Annotated in this window: 25 protein-coding genes and 1 tRNA gene; 10 read left to right on the top strand and 16 right to left on the bottom strand. The window is 52.1% G+C overall.

All coding sequences use genetic code 11. The features are described from left to right. Nucleotides 1-2: 2 nt before the first annotated feature. The 8 genes from HMPREF1255_RS01765 to lysA form a co-directional block, all read right to left on the bottom strand. Nucleotides 3-656, bottom strand: a complete 654-nt coding sequence (locus HMPREF1255_RS01765) for an L-threonylcarbamoyladenylate synthase (RefSeq protein WP_024110558.1) — start codon at nt 654-656, stop codon at nt 3-5. Further along, nucleotides 653-1,543, bottom strand: coding sequence for a peptide chain release factor N(5)-glutamine methyltransferase (prmC, locus tag HMPREF1255_RS01760; protein WP_024110606.1), 891 nt, complete (start codon nt 1,541-1,543; stop codon nt 653-655). Before prmC ends, HMPREF1255_RS01765 begins: the two co-directional genes overlap by 4 nt. Then, nucleotides 1,543-2,613, bottom strand: a complete 1,071-nt coding sequence (prfA, locus tag HMPREF1255_RS01755) for a peptide chain release factor 1 (RefSeq protein ID WP_024110919.1) — start codon at nt 2,611-2,613, stop codon at nt 1,543-1,545. Before prfA ends, prmC begins: the two co-directional genes overlap by 1 nt. 88 nt (nt 2,614-2,701) lie before the next feature. Next, nucleotides 2,702-2,917, bottom strand: coding sequence for a 50S ribosomal protein L31 (gene rpmE / locus HMPREF1255_RS01750; protein WP_016456230.1), 216 nt, complete (start codon nt 2,915-2,917; stop codon nt 2,702-2,704). A 118-nt stretch (nt 2,918-3,035) separates the two neighbouring features. Beyond that, entirely contained in the window at nt 3,036-4,721 is a 1,686-nt protein-coding gene (gene rho, locus HMPREF1255_RS01745; protein WP_024110801.1) for a transcription termination factor Rho, read from the bottom strand. A 362-nt stretch (nt 4,722-5,083) separates the two neighbouring features. Then, nucleotides 5,084-5,692 (bottom strand): bifunctional phosphoserine phosphatase/homoserine phosphotransferase ThrH, encoded by a 609-nt coding sequence (gene thrH / locus HMPREF1255_RS01740; protein ID WP_024110566.1) that lies wholly within the window; start codon nt 5,690-5,692, stop codon nt 5,084-5,086. Then, nucleotides 5,692-6,987: a homoserine dehydrogenase gene (locus HMPREF1255_RS01735; RefSeq protein ID WP_024110577.1), complete on the bottom strand. Its 1,296-nt coding sequence runs from the start codon at nt 6,985-6,987 to the stop codon at nt 5,692-5,694. Before HMPREF1255_RS01735 ends, thrH begins: the two co-directional genes overlap by 1 nt. Nucleotides 6,988-7,002: 15 nt before the next feature. After that, nucleotides 7,003-8,400, bottom strand: coding sequence for a diaminopimelate decarboxylase (gene lysA / locus HMPREF1255_RS01730; RefSeq protein ID WP_369793280.1), 1,398 nt, complete (start codon nt 8,398-8,400; stop codon nt 7,003-7,005). A gap of 132 nt (nt 8,401-8,532) precedes the next feature. Here lysA and HMPREF1255_RS01725 point away from each other — a divergent pair. The 5 genes from HMPREF1255_RS01725 (at nt 8,533) to HMPREF1255_RS01705 (ending at nt 12,669) form a co-directional block, all read left to right on the top strand. After that, nucleotides 8,533-8,604 (top strand) — tRNA-Arg (locus HMPREF1255_RS01725). A 45-nt stretch (nt 8,605-8,649) separates the two neighbouring features. Next, nucleotides 8,650-10,086 carry a glycosyltransferase family 87 protein gene (locus HMPREF1255_RS01720; RefSeq protein ID WP_024110824.1) on the top strand — a complete coding sequence of 479 codons (1,437 nt, stop codon included), beginning with the start codon at nt 8,650-8,652 and terminating at the stop codon, nt 10,084-10,086. A gap of 392 nt (nt 10,087-10,478) precedes the next feature. Then, nucleotides 10,479-11,363, top strand: a complete 885-nt coding sequence (locus HMPREF1255_RS01715) for a hypothetical protein (RefSeq protein WP_155948418.1) — start codon at nt 10,479-10,481, stop codon at nt 11,361-11,363. Between the two features lie 93 nt (nt 11,364-11,456). Then, the gene (locus HMPREF1255_RS01710; protein ID WP_036916727.1) at nt 11,457-12,317 is read left to right on the top strand and encodes an SMP-30/gluconolactonase/LRE family protein; all 861 of its coding nucleotides are present in this window, start codon (nt 11,457-11,459) and stop codon (nt 12,315-12,317) included. A 97-nt stretch (nt 12,318-12,414) separates the two neighbouring features. After that, nucleotides 12,415-12,669, top strand: a complete 255-nt coding sequence (locus HMPREF1255_RS01705; protein ID WP_016456238.1) for a WhiB family transcriptional regulator — start codon at nt 12,415-12,417, stop codon at nt 12,667-12,669. Nucleotides 12,670-12,783: 114 nt separating this feature from the next. On the opposite strand, the gene HMPREF1255_RS01700 is transcribed toward HMPREF1255_RS01705, so the two are convergent. Continuing rightward, the gene (locus tag HMPREF1255_RS01700; protein ID WP_024110697.1) at nt 12,784-14,274 is read right to left on the bottom strand and encodes a sensor histidine kinase; all 1,491 of its coding nucleotides are present in this window, start codon (nt 14,272-14,274) and stop codon (nt 12,784-12,786) included. Between the two features lie 160 nt (nt 14,275-14,434). Between HMPREF1255_RS01700 and HMPREF1255_RS10140 the strand changes: the two genes are divergently transcribed. After that, a complete protein-coding gene (locus tag HMPREF1255_RS10140; protein ID WP_369793279.1) occupies nt 14,435-14,509 on the top strand; it encodes a 50S ribosomal protein bL37 in 75 nt (24 codons plus the stop codon). A gap of 55 nt (nt 14,510-14,564) precedes the next feature. Here the strand turns inward: HMPREF1255_RS10140 and rsrA are convergent, their stop codons facing one another. Together rsrA and HMPREF1255_RS01690 are read right to left on the bottom strand one after the other, a co-directional pair. Further along, a complete protein-coding gene (gene rsrA, locus HMPREF1255_RS01695) occupies nt 14,565-14,846 on the bottom strand; it encodes a mycothiol system anti-sigma-R factor (RefSeq protein WP_024110844.1) in 282 nt (93 codons plus the stop codon). A gap of 2 nt (nt 14,847-14,848) precedes the next feature. Then, complete coding sequence (locus HMPREF1255_RS01690; RefSeq protein ID WP_024110682.1) at nt 14,849-15,655, bottom strand: sigma-70 family RNA polymerase sigma factor; 807 nt, start codon at nt 15,653-15,655, stop codon at nt 14,849-14,851. A gap of 105 nt (nt 15,656-15,760) precedes the next feature. On the opposite strand from HMPREF1255_RS01690, the gene HMPREF1255_RS01685 reads away from it, so the two are divergent. Genes HMPREF1255_RS01685 through HMPREF1255_RS01670 form a run of 4 tightly spaced genes read left to right on the top strand, consistent with a single transcriptional unit; the run spans nt 15,761 to nt 19,407 of the window. Next, complete coding sequence (locus HMPREF1255_RS01685) at nt 15,761-16,297, top strand: DoxX family membrane protein (RefSeq protein WP_024110728.1); 537 nt, start codon at nt 15,761-15,763, stop codon at nt 16,295-16,297. 15 nt (nt 16,298-16,312) lie between these two features. Next, nucleotides 16,313-17,587, top strand: a complete 1,275-nt coding sequence (gene aroA / locus HMPREF1255_RS01680; RefSeq protein WP_024110548.1) for a 3-phosphoshikimate 1-carboxyvinyltransferase — start codon at nt 16,313-16,315, stop codon at nt 17,585-17,587. Continuing rightward, on the top strand, nt 17,584-18,609 hold the full coding sequence (rsgA, locus tag HMPREF1255_RS01675; RefSeq protein WP_024110544.1) for a ribosome small subunit-dependent GTPase A: 1,026 nt from the start codon (nt 17,584-17,586) through the stop codon (nt 18,607-18,609). Before aroA ends, rsgA begins: the two co-directional genes overlap by 4 nt. Nucleotides 18,610-18,618: 9 nt before the next feature. After that, a complete protein-coding gene (locus HMPREF1255_RS01670) occupies nt 18,619-19,407 on the top strand; it encodes an inositol monophosphatase family protein (protein ID WP_016456245.1) in 789 nt (262 codons plus the stop codon). Here HMPREF1255_RS01670 and serA read toward each other — a convergent pair. The 5 genes from serA to HMPREF1255_RS01645 are packed head-to-tail and all read right to left on the bottom strand — an operon-like array spanning nt 19,400 to nt 24,036. Next, nucleotides 19,400-20,623: a phosphoglycerate dehydrogenase gene (gene serA, locus HMPREF1255_RS01665; protein ID WP_255325099.1), complete on the bottom strand. Its 1,224-nt coding sequence runs from the start codon at nt 20,621-20,623 to the stop codon at nt 19,400-19,402. The two genes, HMPREF1255_RS01670 and serA, sit on opposite strands and share 8 nt — an antisense overlap. A 3-nt stretch (nt 20,624-20,626) precedes the next feature. Beyond that, the gene (locus HMPREF1255_RS01660) at nt 20,627-21,424 is read right to left on the bottom strand and encodes an ABC transporter ATP-binding protein (RefSeq protein WP_024110536.1); all 798 of its coding nucleotides are present in this window, start codon (nt 21,422-21,424) and stop codon (nt 20,627-20,629) included. Continuing rightward, nucleotides 21,396-22,229 (bottom strand): ABC transporter ATP-binding protein, encoded by an 834-nt coding sequence (locus HMPREF1255_RS01655; RefSeq protein ID WP_016456248.1) that lies wholly within the window; start codon nt 22,227-22,229, stop codon nt 21,396-21,398. The genes HMPREF1255_RS01660 and HMPREF1255_RS01655 overlap by 29 nt, the downstream gene beginning before the upstream one ends. Then, complete coding sequence (locus HMPREF1255_RS01650; RefSeq protein ID WP_024110947.1) at nt 22,229-23,044, bottom strand: ABC transporter permease; 816 nt, start codon at nt 23,042-23,044, stop codon at nt 22,229-22,231. The genes HMPREF1255_RS01655 and HMPREF1255_RS01650 overlap by 1 nt, the downstream gene beginning before the upstream one ends. Beyond that, complete coding sequence (locus HMPREF1255_RS01645; RefSeq protein ID WP_024110637.1) at nt 23,041-24,036, bottom strand: ABC transporter permease; 996 nt, start codon at nt 24,034-24,036, stop codon at nt 23,041-23,043. Before HMPREF1255_RS01645 ends, HMPREF1255_RS01650 begins: the two co-directional genes overlap by 4 nt.

Raw genomic sequence — 24,036 nt, 5'->3', positions numbered from 1 at the left:
GTTTAATCCGCAAAATCCGTCTGGCTAGCATCCAGGTTAGGAGCATACTTGCGAAGCTGATCGACGCTAATCGCGCCTAGGCGAATAAGCTCGCCCTCCGGGTTGTCGACGAAGTTCACGATTGTCGAGGGAACGGGGCCAGGAGTCGGTCCGCCATCTAGGTAAACAGCTACTGAGTCACCCAACTGGCGCATTGCATCCTCTACGTTAGTAGCGGAAGGTTGACCGGAAACATTCGCACTGCTGACAGCCAAAGGGCCCGTAATGCGCAGCAAGTCCCTAGCGTCGTCGCTGTCGGGCACTCGTACAGCGATGGTGCCGTGTGTCCTGCCAAGATCCATTCGTAGATCCGTAGCCACTTTAAGAATGACCGTTAGAGCTCCAGGCCAATAGTGCTTGACTAATTTTTTTGCCGCCTTAGGAACGTTTTGAACCATCGCAGGGAGAGTTTCCGGCTCAGCAATTAGAACGGGAGGTGGCATATCACGTCCGCGATGTTTTGCGTTCAGCAGTCTTTGCACTGCTGAAGCAGAAAAAGCATCTGCGCCAATTCCGTAAACGGTATCTGTAGGCAAAACTATGCATCTACCCTGCTTAATCGCTTTAGTCGCGACGCTTAGGGACTCGTTTTTGCCCTTTTTCAGATCCAGTTTCATTTTTCTATCCCGGTTCGCTTAGCAGTCAGGAATCTAGGCCTACGAGTCAGATCATCGTGATCTTCAACATCGGTAAACCTTCCGTCTGACAATGCTAGTTCAAGTACCGCGTTACGTTGATCGTCACCATGCTCAAAAACCAATTTTCCGCCTTCCTTAAGAAGGAAAGCAGCGACCGGAAGGAGCGCCCTAATCGCATCGAGTCCGTCTTCTCCGCTGAACAGCGCGATTTCCGGGTCAGCAAGCACATCGGCAGGTAAACTATCGACCTCAGAATCCGGGATGTATGGCGGGTTAGACACCACGACATCGAGTTTGCCAGCAAGGTCAGGCCTAAGTTTCGGTAAATCGGAAAAATCGCTTTCGATTATTTCGACGCTGGTCTCAGAGAGGTTCGAGCGTAGGTACTTTGCAGCGTCTTTACTTATTTCGACGGCAAAGACGCGAGATCCAGGCACTTCTAAAGCAATCGACTTCGCTATTATGCCGCTGCCGGCACCAAGATCAGCCGCTGCGGGAGCTCGATTACCCTTTTTGATCTCGTCCTTGCAAGCTGCTATCGCCCAACCAGCCACGATCTCTGTTTCGGGTCTCGGAACTAATACACCGGGCCCGACTTCAACCTCAGTATGCCTGAACCACGCTTTGCCCAAGATATGTTGCAAAGGAGCGCCCTCGGCTCGTTTTTTAACGTATCCGAAAAACTTCTCGATAGTCGCGTCGTCTATGGTTCGTACGGTTGCGAGGCCAAGCGGATCTAGGCCCGTCGCATGTTGCATGAGCTGCCTGGCATCAGCCTGGGGAGATAAACTGTTTCCTTCGGCCAACACGTAAGCAGCCATATTTATCAAAGTCTTGGGCCGATTGGGTTTCGGCCAATCAGGCATTATTTCTCACCGACGTGCTGAAGACGTTCCTTCAGGTCTGTTTCCTGAAGCGCTGAAATGAGTGGTTCCAATTCGCCGGTTAAGACTTGATCGAGGTTATGAGCCTTGAACCCAATTCGGTGATCAGTAATCCTGTTCTCAGGCCAGTTATAGGTGCGGATACGCTCAGAACGGTCGACAGTGCGGACCTGGGAATGACGGGCATCTGCCGCCTGAGCGGCGTTTTCCATCTCTTGCTGGGCAACAAGACGTGCTCGAAGAATGCGCATGGCCTGCTCACGGTTCTGCAACTGGCTGCGCTCGTCCTGGCAGGTAACGACGATTCCGGTCGGCAGGTGCGTGATTCGCACTGCGGAGTCAGTAGTGTTTACGCCCTGACCACCCTTACCCGAAGAGCGATAAACGTCGATCCGAAGATCCGAATCATTAATCTCAATCTCATCGGGTTCCACATCGGGCATGACCAGCACACCGGCTGCAGATGTGTGAATACGACCTTGAGATTCGGTGACCGGAACACGCTGGACTCGGTGGACTCCGCCCTCAAACTTAAGCACACCATACGGAGCGTTACTGGGATCGTTATCCTTAGCGCGGAACGCGACGGTCACTGATTTGTAGCCGCCCAGATCTGTCTGTTCCGATTCAAGCATTTCCGTCTTCCAACCTCGGTGTTCCGCGTAGCGGAGATACATGTTTAAGAGGTCGCCAGCGAAAAGCGCAGACTCTTCACCACCTTCACCCGACTGGATCTCCATGATGGCGTCGTTAGCATCATTGGGATCTCTCGGAGCGAGGAGCTCAGTCAATTTGCTCTCGATTTCGGAGAGTTCTTCGCTGAGTCTTTCGGCTTCAGCAGCGAATTCGGGGTCGTCGGCCAGCTCTTTCGCCGCATCCAGGTCGGCTATTAAACGCTCATGAGCATCCAATGCCTTGATGATAGGGCCAAGTTGAGCAAAACGACGGCCCACCTTGCGCGACTTTGACGCATCAGACATGACCTCGGGATCAGCCATCTGCGCGGTGACTTCGCGGTATTCGTCTCGCAGTCCTTCTGCCTGCTCAAACATTTATTGGCTCCTAAAGACTTCATTCAAGCTGATTAAACAAAATTACGGGCGCCGGACAGAGTAACCCTGCCGACGCCCGTAATAAAAGCTATTTAGCGTTCTTCTTACCGTAGCGGCGCTCGAAGCGTGCGACACGACCACCGGTGTCGAGGATCTTCTGCTTACCGGTGTAGAACGGGTGGCAAGCCGAGCAAACATCGGCGCTCATTACGTCACCTTCGAAGGTGCTACGAGTCTCGAACTGGTTGCCACAAGTGCACACCACCTTAACGGTGTGGTACTCGGGGTGAATACCCTGCTTCATTTTATTTCTCCTGTCTAGTCGCCGGGTCGCCAAACGAATAAAGGCGTGAACCGGAACCGAGGGTTAATGCTATCGCAAGTATTTACGCTTACGCGAATTACCGGCGCAATCGAATTTCTTAATCGTTATTAGCGGTAGTCCTGCTGATCAAAACCAAAAACTCAGCGTTGTTATGAGTCTTTCGCATCTGCTTCAGCAATGTCTCCAATGCCTGCTGGTCGTCAAGACCCGAGAGAACCCTGCGCAGCTTCCAGATGATGTCTAGCTCTTGCTTCGACGTAAGCAAGTCTTCTCGCCTAGTGCCAGAGGCCTCAACGTTAATCGCCGGGAACACTCGCTTATCCGCAAGCTGCCTGCTGAGTCGCAGCTCCATGTTTCCGGTTCCCTTGAACTCCTCGAAAATGACATCGTCCATCTTTGAGCCGGTCTCGACCAGAGCCGTAGCAAGGATGGTTAACGATCCACCATTTTCGATGTTTCGGGCGGCACCGAAGAACTTCTTGGGCGGATAAAGCGCAGCTGAGTCGACGCCACCAGAAAGGATTCGGCCGGATGCAGGAGCCGATAGGTTGTACGCCCTACCTAAGCGGGTAATTCCGTCTAGAAGAATCACCACGTCTTTACCGAGCTCCACCATTCTTTTCGCGCGTTCAATTGCCAATTCGGCAATTGTCGTGTGATCGGAAGCGGGACGGTCGAAAGTCGAGGCTATTACCTCGCCCGAGGTCGTCCGCTGAAAATCCGTCACTTCCTCAGGACGCTCGTCAACCAAAACGACCATCAAGTGAACTTCTGGGTTGTTACGCGTGATGGCGTTGGCAATGGTCTGCATCGCCATGGTTTTTCCGGCTTTAGGAGGGCTGACCAAAAGACCGCGCTGGCCCTTACCGATTGGAGAAATCAAATCGATGATACGGCCAGCAAGCTCGTTCTGACTCGTTTCCATCCGCAATCTTTCCTGCGGATAAAGCGGAGTCAGCTTATTGAACTCCGGTCGGTCTGCCATCTTCTCTGGGGAAACACCGTTAATCGTGTCGATGCGTACTAGGGGGCTGAATTTTTCCTTACGCTCCCCTTCTCGCTGCTGACGGATCGCTCCGGACACTACATCGCCCTTGCGCAGATTGTTCTTGCGAACCATCGACATGGAAACGTAAGCATCCTGAGGGCTAGGAAGATATCCCTGGGTGCGCACGAATGCGTAGTTATCAAGAACATCAAGGATGCCCTTAACATCCACCAAAACGTCGTCTTCACGAATGGTTTCGTCTACCCTAGAATCGTTCCGCGATCGCCTGTTCTGCCTATCGCGTTGTCGGCGATGGCGAGACCTGCGGCCACCGCCCTCGTGATTTGACTGATCGTCACGCCTAAACTGTTTTTCGGACCTTTCAGACTTCTGCTGATTGTTGGCGCGCTTGGCTTTGCGCTGGCGAAGTCTTTCCTGGACTGCAGGATCCTGGCTCAAAGCATCAAGCCTGGCACCAATCTCAACGGAAGTATCAGTGCTAGCAGACTGCTCGTTAGAGGATTCTTGAGGCTGGTTATCTTCAAACAAGGTTCCGTTGGACTCTTCGGCAGCTTTCTTTGCTGCTCGTTGACGCCTTGACAACTTGGCAGTTTTTTCTAACTGACTGGATGATCCGCCAGAAGGCGCGCCATTGGACTTGATCGCTTCGATCAACTCAGCCTTGCGCAGCTTTGCCGCGCCTTTAATTCCCATCTGTGATGCGACGCGTTTCAGATCAGCGACGTTCATGGTCGCCAGATTAGATCCTGGATTGTTCGCGATATTTTCGCTCACTTAATTGTCCTTTCAAGATCTGCAGCGGATATCAAGTAGCGATACCTAATAACTTTCAAGCCCTTAGTGGGTGAATCGAAGCTATTTAAACCCGCAGACCGCAGGCCGAAACTAGATTTTTCTAGCTAATCTTTTGGCGGGAATCGACTTAATAATTCGAAAGTCGGTTGACCCTATAAGCAATTGGCTCTGAAGTAAGTTAGCGCAAGTGATGAAAACAATAAAAATGGTTTTCAAAATTTCGGCTGATCGAACCCGAGCCTCTTGCTTTGCTGATTAGCAGAATCGAAATCACCAAACATAGTGACTGCCGATTTCTACTAATCAGTATAACCCGCTTGGAGAGATATCCCCAACTTCACCTATGACAATTTTGCGGCAGCCTTCTCGAAGAAGGCACGGAGCTCGTCATAATTGTTGGCCACAGGGAACTGCTTGAAGTCATTCGCCACCTGCTTGGATGGCTTGAATAATGCTCCCGCATCAGCCTGCCCCAGCATTGTGGTGTCGTTATACGAATCGCCGGTAGCAACGCACTTAAAATTGATGCTTTGCAAAGCCTGTACTGCCTTTTGTTTCTGATTCGACTGGCGCAGCTTGTACCCAACGATCGAATCGTTTTCTACGACGAGGTCGTGGCAGAAAAGAGTTGGGTGATCAAGTTGCCTCATCAACGGCCACATGAATTCGTAGTAAGTATCGGAAAGAATAATTACCTGGAAACGTTCACGCAGCCAATCCAAAAATTCCTTTGCGCCCTCAAGCGGCTTGAGCGTGGAGATGACCTCCTGAATATCGGAGAGCTTAATACCGTGTTCGGCGAGCACCTTTAGACGACCCTTCATCAGTTCGTCATAATCGGGGATCTCTCTGGTGGTCAGCCTAAGCTCTTCGATGCCTGTTTTATCTGCTACGGCAAGCCAAACTTCCGGGACGAGAACGCCCTCTAGGTCTAAGCAAGCAACGATCATTAGCTACCAACCCTTATGAAACTGATGTTGTTCGACACGTAGTCGCTGTCTCGTAGTTCCTTCATGCAGGCTAGAACATCAGCCTCTAGCGCCTCGTGTGTCATTAAACCAACCGAGGCGTGATCTCCGGATTCATCAACCGCAACCTGCTCGAGGGAGTAAACAGAAACGTTGTGTTTTGCCAGCGTAGTTGCGACCGAAGCAAGGACTCCAGCCTCATCGGTTAGATCAAGCGTTAGCTGATAGTGGCAGCGAGTGGACCCCATTTTTGCGATCGGAAGCTTTTTGAACCCTGCAAGAACGGGCAAGGAAATACCTGCGACCCTGTTGCGTGCCACCGTCACCAAGTCGCCAACTACAGCGCTTGCTGTCGGCGCTCCGCCTGCGCCCGGGCCCATGAACATGAGCTTATCTGCCGCTTCGGCTTCTACCATGATGGCATTGTAGGCGCCAGCAATCGACGCCAGCGGGTGGCTCTTCGGAAGCATTACCGGGTGCACACGAACGTGGACTTCACCGTCGATTAGCTCTGCCATGGCGAGAAGCTTTACGACGCAATTGGCAGCATGGGCAGCAGAAATCTCTGTCTGGGTAATCTTGGTGATTCCCTCGCAATAGACATCACTAATGTTGACCGGCGTGCGGAAAGCCAAGCTAGCGAGAATCGCGGCCTTAGCTGCGGCGTCTGCCCCACCTACGTCAGCAGTCGGGTCTTGCTCCGCGTAGCCCAATTCTTGGGCCTGCTTCAGCGCGGTCTCATACTCCATCCCCTCTGTGGTCATCTTGTCGAGAATGTAGTTGGTAGTGCCGTTGACGATTCCAGCAACCTTAGTGATCTTGTCACCAACAAGAGAATCACGCAGCGGACGAATAATAGGTATCGCGCCAGCTACTGCAGCTTCAAAGTAGACGTCTACGCCCGCCTTATTCGACGCCGAGAAGATCTCTTCACCGAAAGCAGAGAGCAAAGCTTTGTTTCCAGTAACGACAGACTTGCCAGTCTCAATGGCCTTCATGATCAGGCCTTTGGTTTCGTCGACACCGCCCATCAACTCGACGACGATATCGATGTCTTTCCTTGAGACAAGGCCCATAGTGTCGTCTGTTAATAGTTCAGAGGGAATGCCGGGACGTTCTTTGGAGACATTTCGTACGGCAACTCCGGCTAGCTCTATTTCGCGACCAGCCCTACGCGCGAATTCTTCACGCTGCGTCAACAACAGCCTCGCTACTTCACTGCCGACTGTTCCAGCACCAACAAGGGCCACCTTAAGGGGCTTGGATTTTTCACCCATTAATAAACCTTTTCTTTACTCGCCTACGTCTAATCTAGCCAGATCAGCAAGAGTTTCACGACGAATCATTGTCTGTAGCCTACCTGCTTTAACAGATACCACCGGAGGACGGGGTATGTGGTTGTAGTTACTGGCCATTGCGTAGGAGTAAGCGCCACAGGCAGGAACAGCGATCAGATCGCCAGGAACAATATCTCCAGGTAGATAGACATCATGAACGACTATGTCTCCACCCTCGCAGTGTTTTCCGACTACTCTGCACAAGACGGGTTCACAATCGGAAGCTCGGCTGGCAAGCACTGCGGTGTATTCTGCCCCGTAAAGTGCAGGCCTGATGTTGTCGCTCATCCCACCGTCGACTGAAACATAGACCCTGCTGCCTTCCTCCAAGTCGACCACTTTGACAGTACCTACCTCGTATACTGCAACTCCTGTTGGTCCGACTATCGAGCGACCAGGTTCGATAGACACTCGCGGCAAATCGAGGCTTAGGATTTCGGCTTGTTTTTTGACGATTCCCTGCAGGTCAGATGCGAGCGACTGAGGAGTGGCAGGCTCGTCTTCATCTGTATAAGCGATACCAAAACCACCGCCTAGATCAAGTTCAGGTAGCTGAGTGGAAGTGGCATCAGCGAACTGCGCGAGCAGCTTCATGGTTCGCTGCGCAGCGACCTCAAAACCACTCGTATCGAATATTTGACTACCAATATGAGAATGAACGCCGAGAAGATTTAGCTGTGCAGAATTATGGCACCTAATCATCGCGACCAATGCCTGCCCCGAGGCGATGGAGAAACCAAACTTCTGATCCTCATGAGCCGTAGCGATGTAGTCGTGGGTGTGGGCCGATACGCCCGCAGTCACGCGGACCATAACGTTCGCAGTGACGCCAAGCTGCTGAGCGATCTGCTCTATTCGAGAGATTTCATAGAAGGAGTCGACGATGATTCGACCGATTCCGTTTTCCAGTGCGAAACGAATCTCGTCAATCGACTTGTTGTTTCCGTGGAAACCGATCTTCGCAGGGTCAAAGTCAGCTCGAAGTGCGGTTTCGATCTCGCCCATAGAGCAGACGTCAAGATTCAAGCTCTCTTCTTTTACCCATCTGGCAATCGTTTTAGAAAGAAAAGCCTTCCCAGCATAAAAGACGTCCCAACCGTGAAACGCCTCCTTGAATGAGGAAGCCCTGGCGCGAAAATCCTCTTCGTCAATCAGGTATACCGGCGATCCGGACTCAGCCACTGCCTCGGCAACGCTTACACCACCAATCGAAAGCATCCCATCGATTCGTTCTGCGGTACGAGGCCAAATCTTTGGGGTCAAAGCATTCGCGTCCTCTGGCTTAATCAGCCAATCAGGATGAGCTGCTGCTGCTTGTGCATTGGAGGCGCTGATGGTGTGCATGCTGAAAATTCTGGCAAAAGAAACCCTGATATTAAAGCCGATGACCGATAATCGGATTTCTGCTACTATATTTGCTCATCGGTCATGCGGAAATGATTAGGTTATTGTGCCGCTAGGCCTAGAATAGCTTATTAGTTATTTGCCCCTATAGCTCAGTGGATAGAGCACCGCCCTCCGGAGGCGGGAGCCGAGGTTCGAATCCTCGTAGGGGCGCTCGCTTCTTTTAACGCAAACTTGACCTGAGCCTCGGGAGGAGCCTTGAAGAATCACCCGACTTCTTCTCGGAAAGAATCTTCCGGTTCGAGGAACTGGGTTCGCCGCTCGGCAGAGTGGTCATTTAGCCAGTTCAGAAAATTCGATCTGCATTCCGGCAGGTCTTTGCTGTTTTTCTGGTTTCTGACCAGAATTCTGGTCTTTGTTATCTGGGTCGTTTTCTCACCGTCCGCTCAAGGTGACGTTCTTTACTACTACCAAGGCATTAACTCACTCTTCACAGGCACCGACCCGTCTTTGGTCATGCGGGAATATCCGACACCTGTTTTGTGGATGCTGGCCGGATTTTGGCTGACCGGATTTGGCACCAAGACCGGCTATGTTATTTCTTTCATCTTCTCCATGGTCGCCCTAGACGCGCTATTTTCTATAAGTCTTTGGCACACAGCTAAACGCCTAGCGCCTCATGCTGTTGCGGCATGGATCGTTTTTGTTCTCTGCTGTGGTCCCACTATCTACATGCGGTTCGACTTGGTGACCTCTGTGTTTGCTGGCTGGTGCCTGCTCTTCTTGCTCCGCCGACACACAGCAATAGCTGGCTGCCTAGCGGCGGTAGGGGCATCAGTTAAATTGTGGCCTGCGCTCCTCTGGCCTGCGCTGTGCGGAGGGCATTGGAGACAGAAGCTGAAGGCTACTTACAGCTTCGCTTTGACCGGCATAATTGTCGTCGCAGTAAGCCTTCTCTGGGCTGGCTGGGACAGATTAGTCTCTCCCCTTTCATGGCAATCGGGCAGAGGCCTCCAGGTCGAATCTGTCTGGGCTACGGTCCCAATGCTTTTACGCGCTCTCGGAATTGGCGACTACGCGGTTCTCATTTCCAGGTATCAGGCATTCGAGGTATACGGGACCACAGTTAGTTTCTGGACGTCCGCAGCTTCGATAGCCTTCGTAGTTGGAGTGCTACTAGTCTGCGTTTGCTACGGCCTCTGGCTGCTTCGAGGTCATGGCCACATGATGGAAGCAAGCTATTTCATGCTGCTTGTTATTTTGGTGATGATCGTCACGAATAAAACTTTCAGCCCACAGTACGCGTTCTGGCTTGGAGGCCCACTTTGTGCGTCTTTCGCCATAATGGGGGCTAGGGCCCCGGGATCGCCTTCTTACGTTATTGACCGGAGAAGGCTATGGATCATCACGGCAATGACGATAACGATGACTGCAGCCACCGGTATTGTCTACCCGATTGGGTATGGGCCTCTAGTCCGAGACGGAGGGCTCTCGAGCATCTTCAGGCTGCCTGTGACCCTAGTTCTGGTATCTAGAAATGTCTTAATTGTGGCGCTACTAGCCGTCATTTTGTATTGGATTTTCAAGGCTGTTTCGCCTAGGGCTTTCAAGATAGTCCGGGGCGTCAAGACTGACTATCCCACTGTGGCTCTCGAGCCTGTGAAACAACCCGAAAAGCCGGAGGCAGAGTGGTAAATAAGAAGGCACCCACAAAAATCACTGTCGATGGTGTTTTGATGACGATCTTATGGTCGCTGACTAGGCTGTCGATGCTTTGGATCTGGCTTAACCGAACCAGATTTGTCGAAGCTGATGTTCATTATTACTTCAACCAGACTGCAGAAGCGATATCGACGAATACGCCCGGACTGGTCGAGTACCCTCCGCCAATTGCCTGGCTCATGAGGCTGATCTACGCATTGAGCGGAGGCGACTTCACAGCTTTCGAAACAATTTTCGTATTCTTCATTTTGCTTCTCGATGTCACCGTGACAGTTGTTTTGTGGCGAAAAGACTCATGGCAGTCTGCGATCTATTGGACTCTTTTTGTTTTCTTACTTGGCCCAATAGTTTGGTTCAGGATCGACATGCTGCCCGCAGCAGCGGTCGTCTTCGCCCTTGTTCTGTTCAAAAGTCAATCGAGACTTGGACAGTTCGGTTCGGGTTTAGCAATCGCTATTGGCGCAGCAACTAAGCTCTGGCCAGCCCTTCTGCTATCCGGGTTACTTGGCAAGAGTAAAAATGCCGTCCAGCGCTTGAAGGGTTTTCTCGTAGTCGGGCTCGGTCTTGGTATGAGCTCTTTGCTAATCGCAGGATGGTCTGGCTCGACCTCAGCCCTGACCTGGCAATCAGATCGTGGCTTGCAAATCGAATCCATTGCCGCAACGCCGGCGATGGCTGACCGAGCCTTCGGTAACGCCGACAAATACCAGGTGAACATCTCGATCTATAACGCGTGGGAAATTTCGTGGCGCAACGACTCCATTCCTCTACTTTTTAGTTCACTCGCGATAGCCGCCGCAGTTTGTTTCGCGATTTATGCGACTGTTCAGCTAATCCATACAGACCGCTCGCTTGAGGGAACTGCCCTTCACACAAAAACTGTCATTTTGACATTCCTAGCGCTCATCCTCGCCGTGATCATCACAAACAAAACTCTGAGCCCGCAATATATCGTCTGGCTAGGCGGCCCACTGGCTATGCTGACCCGCTTACCTAAGGGTAAGGGCGGCAGCAAGGCACTCTTTCATATCGGCATTATGGGATTCTTTGTCGCAGCGGGTACTCAGCTCGTTTATCCGATCACTTACGCGCAATTACTAATTACTCCGCCCGACAAAATTGCGACGCTCATTCTTGTGTTCAGAAATGCATTATTGGTTTTGATGACCGTTGTGGCGGTTTACCTCGCAGCAAAGCGGCTCAATAGCCTCAGAAAAGAGGCAAACACAGTAGCCACGAATTATCTATAACACCTGAAAAACATCTCATAGATATGTACATTTGATAAGCGTCAAGTGTTCCGCGTTTGCGGGACAATCCAAACCAAGACACGAGGTACAGCCATGAGAATGGAACAGATCACTGATTCCATCTCTTTCCATGGCGAAGGACCAGTCTGGTGGGAGCAGACCAAAGAAATTCGATTTCTTGACATGCTTTCTGGTGACGTGTTAGCGGTTGACAAATCCGGTAACCATAGGCGGCTGCCGGTTGGCGCAGAAGTTGTCGCGTGCATTCGTCCAAGAAAGAATGGCGGAGCAATAGTCGCGAGAACTAGAGATGTCGCGCTGTGCGAAAATGAAGATCTAAGCGATCTGAAGACAATAACCGGTGATTTCATCGATGCTTCCAAACGATTCAATGAAGGCGGGTGCGATCCGCACGGCAGGTTCTACATAGGCAACATGTCGTGGAAAAAGAAGATCGGCGCTTCTCAGATGTACAGGATTTCTCCGGGAGCTGATTCCCCGGAACCTGTTCTAGACGGTTTGACCACGTCCAACGGCATTGCTTTCAGTCCGGATGGGACACTTGCCTATTACAACGACACCGAGACCATGGTCACCTCGGTTTTTGATTACACCTTCGAGGGAGGCCTCCAAAATCGGCGCGATTTCGTCAGATACCGAGACGGCGAGGGACGTCCTGATGGGCTATGCGTGGACGCCGAAGGTGGAGTCTGGATAGCTATGAACCGTGCTGGACATATCCGAAGGTACGATCCCGAGGGAAGGCTCAGTGAACGCATTGACCTTCCAGTGACGATGGCAACCGCCGTGGGATTCGGCGGGAATGACCTATCGATATTATTCGTTACCACCTCCAGAAACGATGTCGCGAATGGCGACGAACCAGCAGCTGGAGCTCTATTTGCAAAAAAAATCGGCGTTAAGGGTCTTGAACCTCTGCCGTTTGACGGTTAAGTTTGTCTGCTGGTTCGTTTAAACAACGACTGACCCCGAAGCTAAAGTTTACCGAGCGGACTAACATTTACCTGATTTTGAAAAGGAGTCTGACAGTATGGACTGGCGTCACCGCGCAGCATGCCTAACTGAGGATCCCGAGCTATTTTTCCCTATTGGCGTGACTGGCCCAGCCTTGGCTCAGGTTGAGGAGGCCAAGAAAGTCTGCATGCGCTGCGACGTTCGCGAAGAATGCCTTCAGTGGGCACTCGAGAATGGTCAGGACCATGGAGTTTGGGGCGGAACTAGCGAAGACGAGCGCAGGTCAATGAAACGACGAGCAGCTCGAACCAAAGGTAGAGGCCGAAATTAAAAACGCTTAAGCCGTTGGAAATAATTTTCAAGACCTTAACTATGCATGGAATTTTGTTCCTAGATAGGTTACCCTTCCCAAAATAATTCGTCGTTATTCAAATTCTTCCGCCACTTATCCAAGATCGATTTTTTTGTGATTGATTGGAATAATTATTCGGGCCGTCGCGCCGTGTTTGAACGGTGACTCCTCCCCCGAATCGACCAACATGAACTCCCCGCCTAGATCTTGAATCAGCGTCATTACTATCGACAGCCCTAAAGAATTGGTGTTGTTAATGTCGAAGTTTTCGGGCAGTCCAGCGCCATTGTCGATCACCTCTACGACTAACTGGTTATCTTTTCGGTTCGGTTTCAGAAGTAGCTCCCCACTTCCTGAGTCGAGCCCATGTTCAACACCGTTCTGACAAAGTTCCGTCACAGCGAGGCTCAAAGAGGTGGCTACTTCGGCAGGCACCATCCCGAACGTGCCGTCGCGCCTTGTAGACACCAGTCCATCAGAGGCGGCAACATCGCCGACCATCGAAAGAATTCTGTCTGCCACTTCGTCAAAATTAACCACTTCATCGAAACTTTGAGACAAGATCTCGTGAACGGTTGCGATCGATTCGACCCGCCTCATCGCATCACGCATTGCTTCCCTGGAAGATTCGCTATCCAGCCTGCGTGACTGCATCCGAAGAAGAGCCGCGACCGTCTGGAGATTATTCTTAACCCTGTGATGAATCTCACGGATGATCGCGTCCTTAGTCACTAATTCGCGATCGCGTTCGCGAACCTCTGTGACGTCGCGGCAAAGAACCAGCGTCCTTTCTTTCTCCTCTGTCTTCAGCGGTACAACCTGAATCTGTAAAGCTGTGTTAGCTGTTTCCAATTCGAAGCTCGCAAGTTGCTTCAAGCCAAGCTTCCAGGGCTCTTCAGCAGAATCCCGACCACTGTGCAGCTCGTCGACTCTGCTCAATAGATCTTCGAGATTATCGCCCATCAGGTCCTGAAGAATCCCTAACCTACGCCAGGCGGAAACGGCTGTTGGGTTGGCGTATAAGACAAAACCTATGTCAGAAAGAAGCGTCATCCCGTCTCCCGCCATAGGCGGGTAATAATCCTCGCTGGAGTCGCAAACCGGGTACTCGCCCCTATAAAGCATTTCCTCAAGAATTTTTGCAATTTCTAAGTATGCGTCTTCAAGGGCGCCGGGTGCGCGAACACCCATCTGGTTCGTGTTTCGCTCTACAACACCGATAACTCGCCCGTTACGAATGATAGGAATTCCGCATGTATCTACAGGTATTCCTGCATCCATCGAGTGCTCGCTGGTGCGATAAATCTCCTGGCTGAAATACGCGGTAGTGACTGGAGATTCGGGATCGTAGTTGATCTCATCACCGACGACCTCCTCCTCGATCGCGGTAGGGCCGGTAGTCGGCCTGATATGAGCTACTGCCCAGAAGATGTTGTCGTCTTCGGCGTCCGGCACCCACAAAACGAGGTCAGAAAAGCTGGTGTCGGCTAACAGATGCCAATGCTCTACGAGGCTGACCAGCCAATCGTGATTATCTTTAGAAAGATTCGAGTGTTTTTCCAGCAGCTGCGACATTGAAGACATGGGGCCATGCTAGTTATAAATGCCTTCAAATCCCACCTGGCGAGGGATTATATGCAAAATATTTGGTCGACGAGGAAACGGGTGGCAGAATCGGTTCGATGCGTCGGTTATACTCGTGAGCCGAAGCAAAAACTTAACAACTAGCGCTTTGGAGGCAACCATGAGCAAACGAGGACGCAAACGCAAGTCTCGTCGCAAGAACTCTGCTAACCACGGCAAAAGGCCTAACGGTTAACTAATAAAGGGTTAGGGTCCGAACATTAAGTGTTCAAGGACTCTAACCCTATTTTTTATTGTCCCGCACTCCACGTCACATGCAGCACGGATAATTTTGCGCGCAGCGTCTTAGGCGCATGGACCTCTCGGCAGCATTTCCTAAGCATGCTGGAGATCAACGCTTCAACGTCGAAGTAGTCCATACAATTCTCACAGTTCATGAGATGTTGACGGACCTGGTCTGCCGTTTCTTCGGTCAATTCACCGTGTAAAAATGCATAAACCTTGCTGAGCGCCAGTCCGCACTCTAAATCCTGGTTTGACTCGAAACGATTCGTCTTTTGCGGCTCAGACATGTTTATTTATCCTCCCCGCCAGATTTATCGGTATCTGTTCTACCGATTCCCATCTCTGCTGCTCTATCTGCCAAGAGGACACGTAGCTGCTTTCTAGCGCGATTCAGACGAGACATGACAGTACCGATTGGAGTATCCATGATCTCGGCAATCTCTTTATACGCAAACCCTTCGACGTCTGCTAACAGGACGACTTCCCTGAATTCCGGGGTAAGCGTCTCTAAGGCATCTAGAATCTCCTGGTCTGGCATTCGACCAAGAGCCTCAAGCTCTGCAGAAGGAAGACCATCCGAAGTATGCGAAGCCGCCCTGGCTATCTGCCAGTCCTCGACGTTCTCGGCATCGCTTATCTGAGGACGACGTTTAGCCTTTCGGTAAGTGTTGATGTACGAGTTCGTCAGAATCCGATAGAGCCAAGCGCGTAGGTTGGTTCCAGGCTTGAACTGATGGAAGGAAGCGTACGCCTTTGCGTAAGTATCCTGGACCACGTCTTCGGCGTCTGCAGGATTTCGGGTCATGCGCAAGGCAGCTGCATAGAGCAGATCTACGTACTCGAGGGCGTCTCTTTCGAACCGTTCGCGACGCTCTTCCTCGGTTTCGTTCTTACGTAAATCCGGTTGCGTAGTCGACTCAGCATCTGAAGTCGAATCTGTAGTAGAAGTGACCATCACATCAGAGATTAGCGGTTTAGACTCAATATCGCTCGCCGAATTAGCGTATATCTTCTTACTCTGACGCTCAGCAAGCGGTCTAACGGCATAGCCCGGCAAAGAACTTGAGCTTTGCGCGAGAACATTTGCTGACTTCATACTATTTACAACAACGAATTATTAGATCTATTCCTTGGGCTGGACTAAATCAGTTTTATTTGACTCAACCGAATCTCGGTTTGATAAACCTGGTAGAAAAGACTCATGGCACTGCTTAGATTCTTTGGACGCGCACTTTTCTCTTCGTACTTCGTCGCTGATGGCGTAGGAATGATAACCAGCCCCGACAAGGGCGCTGAGCGAGTAGAGACAACCACCGACCGCATAGTTCCGCTAGTTCAGCGAGTTCTTCCCGAAGGTGCTTCCGACGCGCTCCCGGAAGACCCCAAAACCTGGTCTAGGATTTTCGGCTGCATGCAGGTAGCTGGTGGCGCTCTGTACACGCTTGGTTTAGGACGTCGCTTTGGCGCTCTCTTGCTTGCTATTTCCGCAGTACCAAAGGCACTAAACGCTAGGGACGAAGAGGGCAGTTCTCTTGTTCCGCTGTCTTTGTTGGGCGCTGCGATCGTTGCAACTCGTGACCGGAACGGAAAGCCTTCGCTCTCTTGGCGGGCAGAACAGGCTCGCAAAGAAGCAGGCAAGGCTTTAGACCGTAAGGCCGATAAGGTAAATCGTAAGGCTAAGAAGGCAGCCAAAAAGGCCGAAAAGAAGCTAAACAAGACACGCAAGTCTTTTAAATAATTTAAAGGTAATTTAGTGCTTGAAGTTTGGCCCGCGCCCACGCCCGTGGCGACGATCAATGCCGTATGCCCAGTGCCCGGCTCAAAATCAGAATCGAATCGTGCATTAGTTCTCGGTGCATTAGGCGATGGACCAAGTAGACTTTCAGGTGTTCTTGAGGCCCGCGATACAGAATTGATGATCGCTGGCCTAAGGCACCTCGGAGTTCGCATCCAGCTAGACCACGACGAAGTGGTAGTCACTCCTCCCGAACATTTCGTTCCTGCCAAAATTTATTGTGGATTAGCCGGAACGGTGGCTAGATTCCTGCCACCGCTTGCGGCTCTTTCTGGTGGCGAGTGCAGCTTCTTCGGAGATCCCAAGATGAGCGAGCGGCCTATCGCTCCCCTACTCGATGGGCTCAGGCAGCTAGGAGCATCCTGTTCCAGCGAACATGTCCCCTTTAGCATTTCCGCGCCCGATGGACTTACCGGCCGAGAGGTTCGCATCGACTCTTCTGGTTCGAGCCAATTCATTTCTGGGCTTTTGCTAAGCGCGGCTCGGTTCCCCAATGGGCTAGTTCTCCATCATGTTGGTGATTCTGTGCCATCGCTGCCTCATATAGAGATGAGCGTCTCAATGCTCACCCAACGAGGCGTAAGAGTGTCAAACTCCGGCATGACTTGGACGGTTGAACCCGGCACTATTTCCAGCCTGGACCAACGCATCGAACCAGACCTATCGAATGCGGCCGCGTTCTTGCTTGCCGGAGTGATTACCGGTGGTCGCGTCACGGTTCCCGCATGGCCGAGCAAAACTACGCAGCCCGGAGACCTGATCCGAGGCGTGCTCGATAAAGTTGGGGCTCACAGCGAACTGACAAAAGACGGGCTTAGCGCTTGGTCTTCCGAAGATTTGTCTGGCGTAGATCTAGATATGAGCTCTGCTAGTGAACTGACTCCGGTTGTCGCCGCGCTGGCAGTCTTTTGTAATGGAACGACGAGGATCACTGGTGTCGGGCATATCAGAGGTCACGAAACAAACCGCATCGAAGCGATAGTCGACGAACTCAACGCCATTGGCGTCACAGCGTCCGAACTAGCAGATGGAATTCAAATCGAGGGAATCGGATCGCATGGGTCTTTGAGCCCACGCCGCCCCTTCAAAACCTATGCCGACCATCGAATGGTTCACCTTGGCGCCCTGTTAGCCTTAAAGTGCTCAAACCTCGAGGTGGAAGATCCCAAGGCTGCCTCTAAGACAATGCCAGATTTTGTCGAGCGCTGGACAAAAATGGTGAATGCCGAATGAGCCGGAAATATGCCGGCCGCAATATTCGCGATTTAGACGTCGACGACTTCAACTTTGGTAGGCCAAAAAAACGTAGCAGGCCCAGGACAAAGGTCAGACCAGATTACTCTGATGCAGAGATAGGCAGGGTCATCACGATCGATCGCGGTCGTTACCAGTGCGTGATGGAATCCACCGGGAACCTGGTCATTGCCACTAAGGCAAGGCAGCTAGGCCGTAAGGGAGTAATCGTTGGAGACAAGGCTCGGGTTGTTGGCGATACTTCTGGGAAAGTTGGTACGCTCGCCCGAATTGTCGAGATCGTCCCAAGACAAACAGTATTACGCAGGACAGCAGATGACGATAGCCCCCTGGAACGGCCAATCGTCGCCAACGCCGACCAGCTACTGATCGTTACCGCGCTGGCGGATCCCCCGCCACGAGAGGGAATGATTGATCGAATTCTGGTTTCCGCTTACGACGCTGGAATGAAGCCGATACTGTGTCTGACCAAGGCGGATCTAGCCAGCCCACAGCATCTGATTGATACTTACGCTCCCCTAGACCTGACTATCTTCGTAGTTGGGCCGGATGTGGAAATCGACGAACTTCTCGAAGCGCTTGCCGGTCACGTAACTGTATTCATTGGCCATTCAGGCGTAGGAAAATCGACCCTAATAAATCGGATTGTGCCAAACGCTAATCGTCAGACTGGAAGCGTTAATGAGAACACAGGTCGTGGCAGGCACACCTCCACTTCTGCACAAGCGCTCAGGCTTCCCGATTCGGAAGGTTGGGTAATAGACACCCCTGGGGTACGTAGTTTCGGGTTATCACACGTTACCCCCGAATCAGTCCTGGCCGCATTCAGCGGACTAGCCGAATACTTGGATCTTTGCCCTCGTGGCTGTACACACGAAACAGGCGAAAGCGAGTGCGGACTAGACAAAGCGCTACAGGACGAGGCCATAGACGAAAATAGGCTCGTATCATTACGCAGGATCCTCGAGGCGTTGCAGGCAAATGACGTTCCGGGCAGCTAGCCTGGATTCGTGGCTGACTACACTGAAGATATTCGCCTCGCTCATCTGCTTGCAGATAGCGCTGATGCGATCACCGAAGAACGCTTCCGCGCCCAAGATCTCAAAATCGAGACGAAGCCGGATCACACAGAAGTTACCGATGCTGACCGTAGCGTCGAAAAAACCATACGCTCGATGATTTCGAGCACCCGTCCAAGAGATGCAGTGCACGGAGAAGAATTCGAAGATACCGGCTACGGGCCTCGCCGTTGGATCATAGATCCTATTGATGGAACGGCCAACTTCGTTCGAGGCGTACCCGTCTGGGCTACGCTGATTGGTCTCGAAGTCGAAGGAGAAATGAAGGTTGGTCTGGTTTCCGCACCAATGCTAGGAAAACGCTGGTGGGCCGGCGAGGGCCTAGGCGCGTGGACCGGCCGTTCGCTGATGAAGGCCGAAAGAATACACGTTTCCGGCATTTCTAGCTTGTCGGATGCGTTTGTTTCTTACTCCTCACTGCACGGGTGGATCTCATCCGGCCGCGGCCAAGGATTTGTAGACGTGCTAAGGGACGCAGGCAGGACCCGCGCTTTCGGAGACTTCTGGAGCTACATGCTTGTCGCCGAAGGCGTCGTGGACATCGCCTGTGAGCCAGAACTTTCCCTGCACGATATGGCGGCACTAGACGTAATTGTCCGTGAGGCTGGAGGCAGGTTCACCAGCATCGACGGTGAAGATGGTCCGTTTGGCCCGGGGGCACTTGCTACGAACGGGATGCTTCACCGAGAGATGCTGGATCGTCTGCGTCCAACTAGCTAACTTCCCTAACCCTGATGGTGTGAGGAACCTGGGCTAATTCTTTGGTTAGCCCAGGAGTGCTGGCTGTAATGTCCATCACTACGAATCCGACCTCGCCGATGGTCGATAGCGCCTGGTAAGCAATGTTAGCGTTGTGGTTGCTGAGGATCGAGTTAAGATCCGCCATAACGCCCGGCACGTTGTGGTGGATGTGCAGAATCCGGTGGCCAGAAATGGGCTGAACCTGAACCTCAGGCATATTAACGCTCATGGAGGTGTTACCCGTCCTGACGTAGTCGATTAGCTTTCCGGAAACGTAGCCACCAATGTCAGACTGTGCTTCGCGAGTAGATCCACCAACGTGCGGAGTCAGAATCACATTTGGAATGCCTTGAAGCGGGTTAGTGAATGGGTCTCCGCTCTTCTTGGGCTCGTTGTGGTAGACGTCGACAGCTGCGCCTGCGATATGTCCTGAGCGCAGGTTCTCGGCTAGAGCTTCCTCGTCTACGACGAATCCTCGCGAGAGGTTGAGGAATAGCGAACGCTCCGGCATTAGGGCGAATTCTTTTTCACCGAAAATGTCGTGGTTCTCGTTTCGACCATCGACGTGGATAGAGACGGTCTCGCTGATGCTGAGCAGTTCTTCTAGGCTATCGCAGCGGTGAGCGTTTCCTAGGGCGAGTTTGTCGGCTACATCGTAGAAGTTGACGTTCATACCGAAAGACTCAGCCAGGATAGATAGCTGCGAACCAATATTTCCGTAGCCGATGATGCCGAGCGTGCGGCCACGAACCTCATGGCTGCCGTCGGCGGACTTCTGCCAGACACCGTTGTGCATCTGTTGGCTCTTGTCGAAGAGCCTGCGGGCCATAACTACGATTTCACCCATCGCGAGTTCGACGACAGAGCGAGTGTTGGAATATGGAGCGTTGAAGCACACGATTCCACGCTTGGCGGCCGCGTCCAAAGCAATCTGATTAGTGCCAATGCTGAAGGCTCCGATGGCCACCAGTTGCTCTGGCATCTGCTCGATGACATCTGCCGTCAGGTTAGTCCTGGATCGAACACCGACGACGTTCACATCCTGAAGAGCCTGAATTAATTCGTCACCTTCTAAGGCGCCTTTGCGGTAGTCGACTTCAAATCCGGCGGCTTCGAAAGCGTCAACTGCGGTTTTATCGATGTTCTCTAAAAGTAAAGCCTTCATGACATGAGATTCTAGTAAGAAAACTCTCAGTCGCTAATCGACTCTCAAACGTGGGATAGCTGAGAGCAAATTCTTCGTGTATTCTGCCTCCGGCTCGTAAAGGACTTTCGAGGTATCGCCTGACTCTACGATCTTGCCGTTTCGCATTACTATGACCCTGTCGCAAAGGTATCTGACAACCGCTAAGTCGTGGCTGACGAATAGCAGTGTAAGGTTCTCCTGGTCAGCAATGCGGTTCAAAAGGTTGAGCACTTGAGCCCGCACGGAAACGTCCAGCGCTGAAACCGCCTCGTCAGCGATAAGGACGTCCGGATGTGATGCCAGCGCTCGTGCTATAGCTATTCGTTGGCGCTGTCCACCGCTAAATTCGTGTGGGTATTTGTCTGCATCTGCTGGATCGAGCTCTACTTGTTCTAGCACTTGTGCACAGCGCGCATCAGGATCATCGGTGATTCCCAGCCTCCCCTTAACCCACGGGGACCTAAGTGCCTCTGTGACGATTTTGCGAATTTTCATTCGCGGATCAAGCGAGCTGCGCGGATCCTGGAATACGACTTGGACTCTTGCCCTCATCGGAGCCAGCTCGCGCTCTTTTTTGCCGGTTATCCTTTCATCATCAAGAAAGATTTCGCCGGAAGTGGGTTTGCTTAGTCCCGCGAGCATTCTGATCAGTGTGGATTTGCCGGAACCTGATTCCCCTACTATTCCAAGGCGTTCGCCAGCAGCGATTTCTAAGCTAACGTCGTCGACAGCGGTAACTTCATTCTTGCCGTGCTTGTAAATTTTTCGCAGGCCACGAGCCCTATAGATCATTTCCGCTCCAAAAATCATCCAGAACTCTTAATGGCTGTCCAGGATTGGCGCTAACGAAGTTAGCTGCGGCCAGCAGCCCCTTTGTGTAAGGGTGTTGAGGATCATTCAGGATTTTTGTCCTTCGTCCGCTTTCCACGATTTCACCCTTGTACATGACCATGAGGTATTCACAGATCTGCGAGACTACCGCCAAATCGTGGCTGATGAATAAGCATGCGGCGTTAACCTTAGCAAGTTCTTTATCTAGCAATTTTAAGACTTTATCCTGCACGGTCACATCCAGCGCAGTGGTGGGTTCGTCACAGATAAGAAGCGAAGGAGCATTAATTAACGCCATTGCGATTAGGACTCGCTGCCGCTGCCCACCGGAAAGCTGATGCGGGTAGCTCTTAGCGATTCTCTGTGGGTCAGGAAGTCCGACCTGCTCCAGCATCTGACAAACACGATCAGATGATTTACCTTGTCGCTCAGAGTGGAGCAAAAGAGCCTCTGCCACCTGCCGCCCAACCTGCATAGTGGGGTCTAGCGCGGTCATGGGCTCCTGGAAAATCATGCCGATTTTGCTGCCCCTGATCGAAGACATCTGCGCATCATTTCGATTCGAGAGCTCTACGTCAGCTAGTTTTATGGAGCCCTCGATTGTTGCGTTAGGAGGCAGCAGCTTCATCAAGGCAAGGGCTGTGACAGACTTTCCGGATCCTGACTCTCCAATTAGGCCGACTCGCTGACCAGGCCTAATTTCTAAATCGATACCTCGAACCGCTTCTTTGCCTTTGAAGCTAACTCGAAGATTCCTGACTTCTAATAAGTTCTTGCTTACCATCACTGTCCCTGCTCCCGAAGACGAGGGTCGAGAATCTCACGCAGGCCGTCTCCAAGCAGGTTAAAGCCGAGAACTGTAATTGCGATAAACATCGCGGGCCATAGCGCAAGGTTTGGTTCAACCAGGATGGACTTCTGCGCATCAAATAGCATCAGGCCCCATGTCGGGTGGTCTGGGGACGCGCCCAAGCCCAGATAGCTCAAAGCTGCCTCAGCAAGAATCGCCAGTGCGAAGCTGACGGACCCCTGAACCATAATCGTAGGAGCAACGTTGGGCAGAACGTGTGTAAAGATCGAGACGTACCTAGGCGTTCCGCAGGCCCTAGAAGCAACCATGTAGTCCTGGTTAAGCACTTGGAGAGTCGATGCGCGAGAAACCCTAGCGAAAGCAGGAATCGACGCTACGCCAATCGCCACCATTGCCGTCCAGGTTGAGCCAGATCCTCTCGCGGCTGCAAGCAAAATCGCCAAGAGTATCGCAGGAAAGGCGTACATGATGTCCGCAACTCGCATGACAAATCGTTCGAATAGACCGCCTTTAACAGCAGCGATCATGCCCATCGGAACTCCGATGATGGCGCCAATTCCTACAGAGACGATTCCGACCAGCAGGCATATGCCTGCGCCAGACAAGATCCTGGAGAAGATGTCTCGACCAAAGTCGTCGGTTCCGAACAGGTGCTGAGCGCTCGGAAGCTGCAATCGGTCTGTCGAGACCTGGGTAGGATCAAACGGCATCCAGAAAAACGAGATTATGCCGAGCAAAATCACGATGCCTACCAATACAGCGCCGATATATAAGTTTGCCCTTTTCACCGCTCTACCCCCTCGGCTGCTTTTAGTCGGGGATCTAGCAGGTGGTAGATGATGTCGACCACCGTGTTAATAATTAGAACCAGCGCAACGAGGATCATCACGACAGATTGCACAACAGGCAGGTCTCTCTGCCCCACGGCAGCGATCAGATAGCTACCGAGTCCCGGAAGGCTGAAAACTCGTTCCACAACGATCGAGCCAACAAGCAGGCTAGCTAGCTGGAGCCCTAGCACTGTGATCACCTGAAGACTGGCATTTCGGATGCCATGCCGGATGATGGCCGGGCGAAACCTCCATCCGACAGCGCGTGCCGTCCGAAAGTAGTCCTGATTGAGTACCTCAACGAATGCCGATCGAGTGTATCTAGTGAGAATTGCCCCTTGAACCATAGCCAAGGATGCGACCGGCAGAACGAGATTCCTCGCCCACATAAGCGGGTTCGTTCTGAACTCTATGTACCCGTTTGCTGGCAGCCAGCCGAGCCATACCGCAAACACGATGACGAGCAACAGACCGGCAAGGAAAGCTGGCACTGCCATTCCGAGCTGGCTGAGTATTGAAACCGCAACACCAGTGACCTTGTTTCTTCTCGCCGCGGCATACGCCCCTAACGGCAGCGAAATGCCAACAGCAAAAAGCATTCCTAGAATGACGAGGCTGAAAGTCACGCCCAGCCTTCTGCCGAGCTGCATGGAAATAGGTTGGCTAGTGAAGATCGAAGACCCCAAATCGCCTTGGAGTAGGCCTCCTACCCATGCCAGATAACGTGCCGGCCAAGGCTGATCTAGATTCATCGTCTCACGCAAGGCTGCAACGGAAGTTGGATCAGCGTTTTGGCCGAGGATGACTCCCGCGACGTCACCCGGGAGCAGGTTGACAAGTAAAAAGACAACTAAAGATGCCGCTACCAGGCTGACGAACAAAGAAAGGATTTTTATTCCTAGCAGCCTGAGCCTAGAGCCCCAGGTGGCTTTCGCGGTTTGCGCAGACAT

It is taken from the genome of Propionimicrobium sp. BV2F7 (assembly GCF_000510445.1).
Classification (GTDB): Bacteria; Actinomycetota; Actinomycetes; order Propionibacteriales; family Propionibacteriaceae; genus Propionimicrobium; species Propionimicrobium lymphophilum.
This window is presented reverse-complemented; position numbering and strand designations above follow the sequence as displayed.

Coding starts and splice junctions, on each gene's coding strand:
- HMPREF1255_RS01765 (WP_024110558.1), bottom strand. CDS start 656: ATGAAACTGGATCTGAAAAAGGGCAAAAACGAGTCCCTAAGCGTCGCG.
- prmC (WP_024110606.1), bottom strand. CDS start 1,543: ATGCCTGATTGGCCGAAACCCAATCGGCCCAAGACTTTGATAAATATG.
- prfA (WP_024110919.1), bottom strand. CDS start 2,613: ATGTTTGAGCAGGCAGAAGGACTGCGAGACGAATACCGCGAAGTCACC.
- rpmE (WP_016456230.1), bottom strand. CDS start 2,917: ATGAAGCAGGGTATTCACCCCGAGTACCACACCGTTAAGGTGGTGTGC.
- thrH (WP_024110566.1), bottom strand. CDS start 5,692: ATGATCGTTGCTTGCTTAGACCTAGAGGGCGTTCTCGTCCCGGAAGTT.
- HMPREF1255_RS01735 (WP_024110577.1), bottom strand. CDS start 6,987: ATGGGTGAAAAATCCAAGCCCCTTAAGGTGGCCCTTGTTGGTGCTGGA.
- HMPREF1255_RS01715 (WP_155948418.1), top strand. CDS start 10,479: ATGCTGCCCGCAGCAGCGGTCGTCTTCGCCCTTGTTCTGTTCAAAAGT.
- HMPREF1255_RS01710 (WP_036916727.1), top strand. CDS start 11,457: ATGAGAATGGAACAGATCACTGATTCCATCTCTTTCCATGGCGAAGGA.
- HMPREF1255_RS01705 (WP_016456238.1), top strand. CDS start 12,415: ATGGACTGGCGTCACCGCGCAGCATGCCTAACTGAGGATCCCGAGCTA.
- HMPREF1255_RS01700 (WP_024110697.1), bottom strand. CDS start 14,274: ATGTCTTCAATGTCGCAGCTGCTGGAAAAACACTCGAATCTTTCTAAA.
- rsrA (WP_024110844.1), bottom strand. CDS start 14,846: ATGTCTGAGCCGCAAAAGACGAATCGTTTCGAGTCAAACCAGGATTTA.
- HMPREF1255_RS01690 (WP_024110682.1), bottom strand. CDS start 15,655: ATGAAGTCAGCAAATGTTCTCGCGCAAAGCTCAAGTTCTTTGCCGGGC.
- HMPREF1255_RS01685 (WP_024110728.1), top strand. CDS start 15,761: ATGGCACTGCTTAGATTCTTTGGACGCGCACTTTTCTCTTCGTACTTC.
- rsgA (WP_024110544.1), top strand. CDS start 17,584: ATGAGCCGGAAATATGCCGGCCGCAATATTCGCGATTTAGACGTCGAC.
- HMPREF1255_RS01660 (WP_024110536.1), bottom strand. CDS start 21,424: ATGATTTTTGGAGCGGAAATGATCTATAGGGCTCGTGGCCTGCGAAAA.
- HMPREF1255_RS01655 (WP_016456248.1), bottom strand. CDS start 22,229: ATGGTAAGCAAGAACTTATTAGAAGTCAGGAATCTTCGAGTTAGCTTC.
- HMPREF1255_RS01645 (WP_024110637.1), bottom strand. CDS start 24,036: ATGTCTGCGCAAACCGCGAAAGCCACCTGGGGCTCTAGGCTCAGGCTG.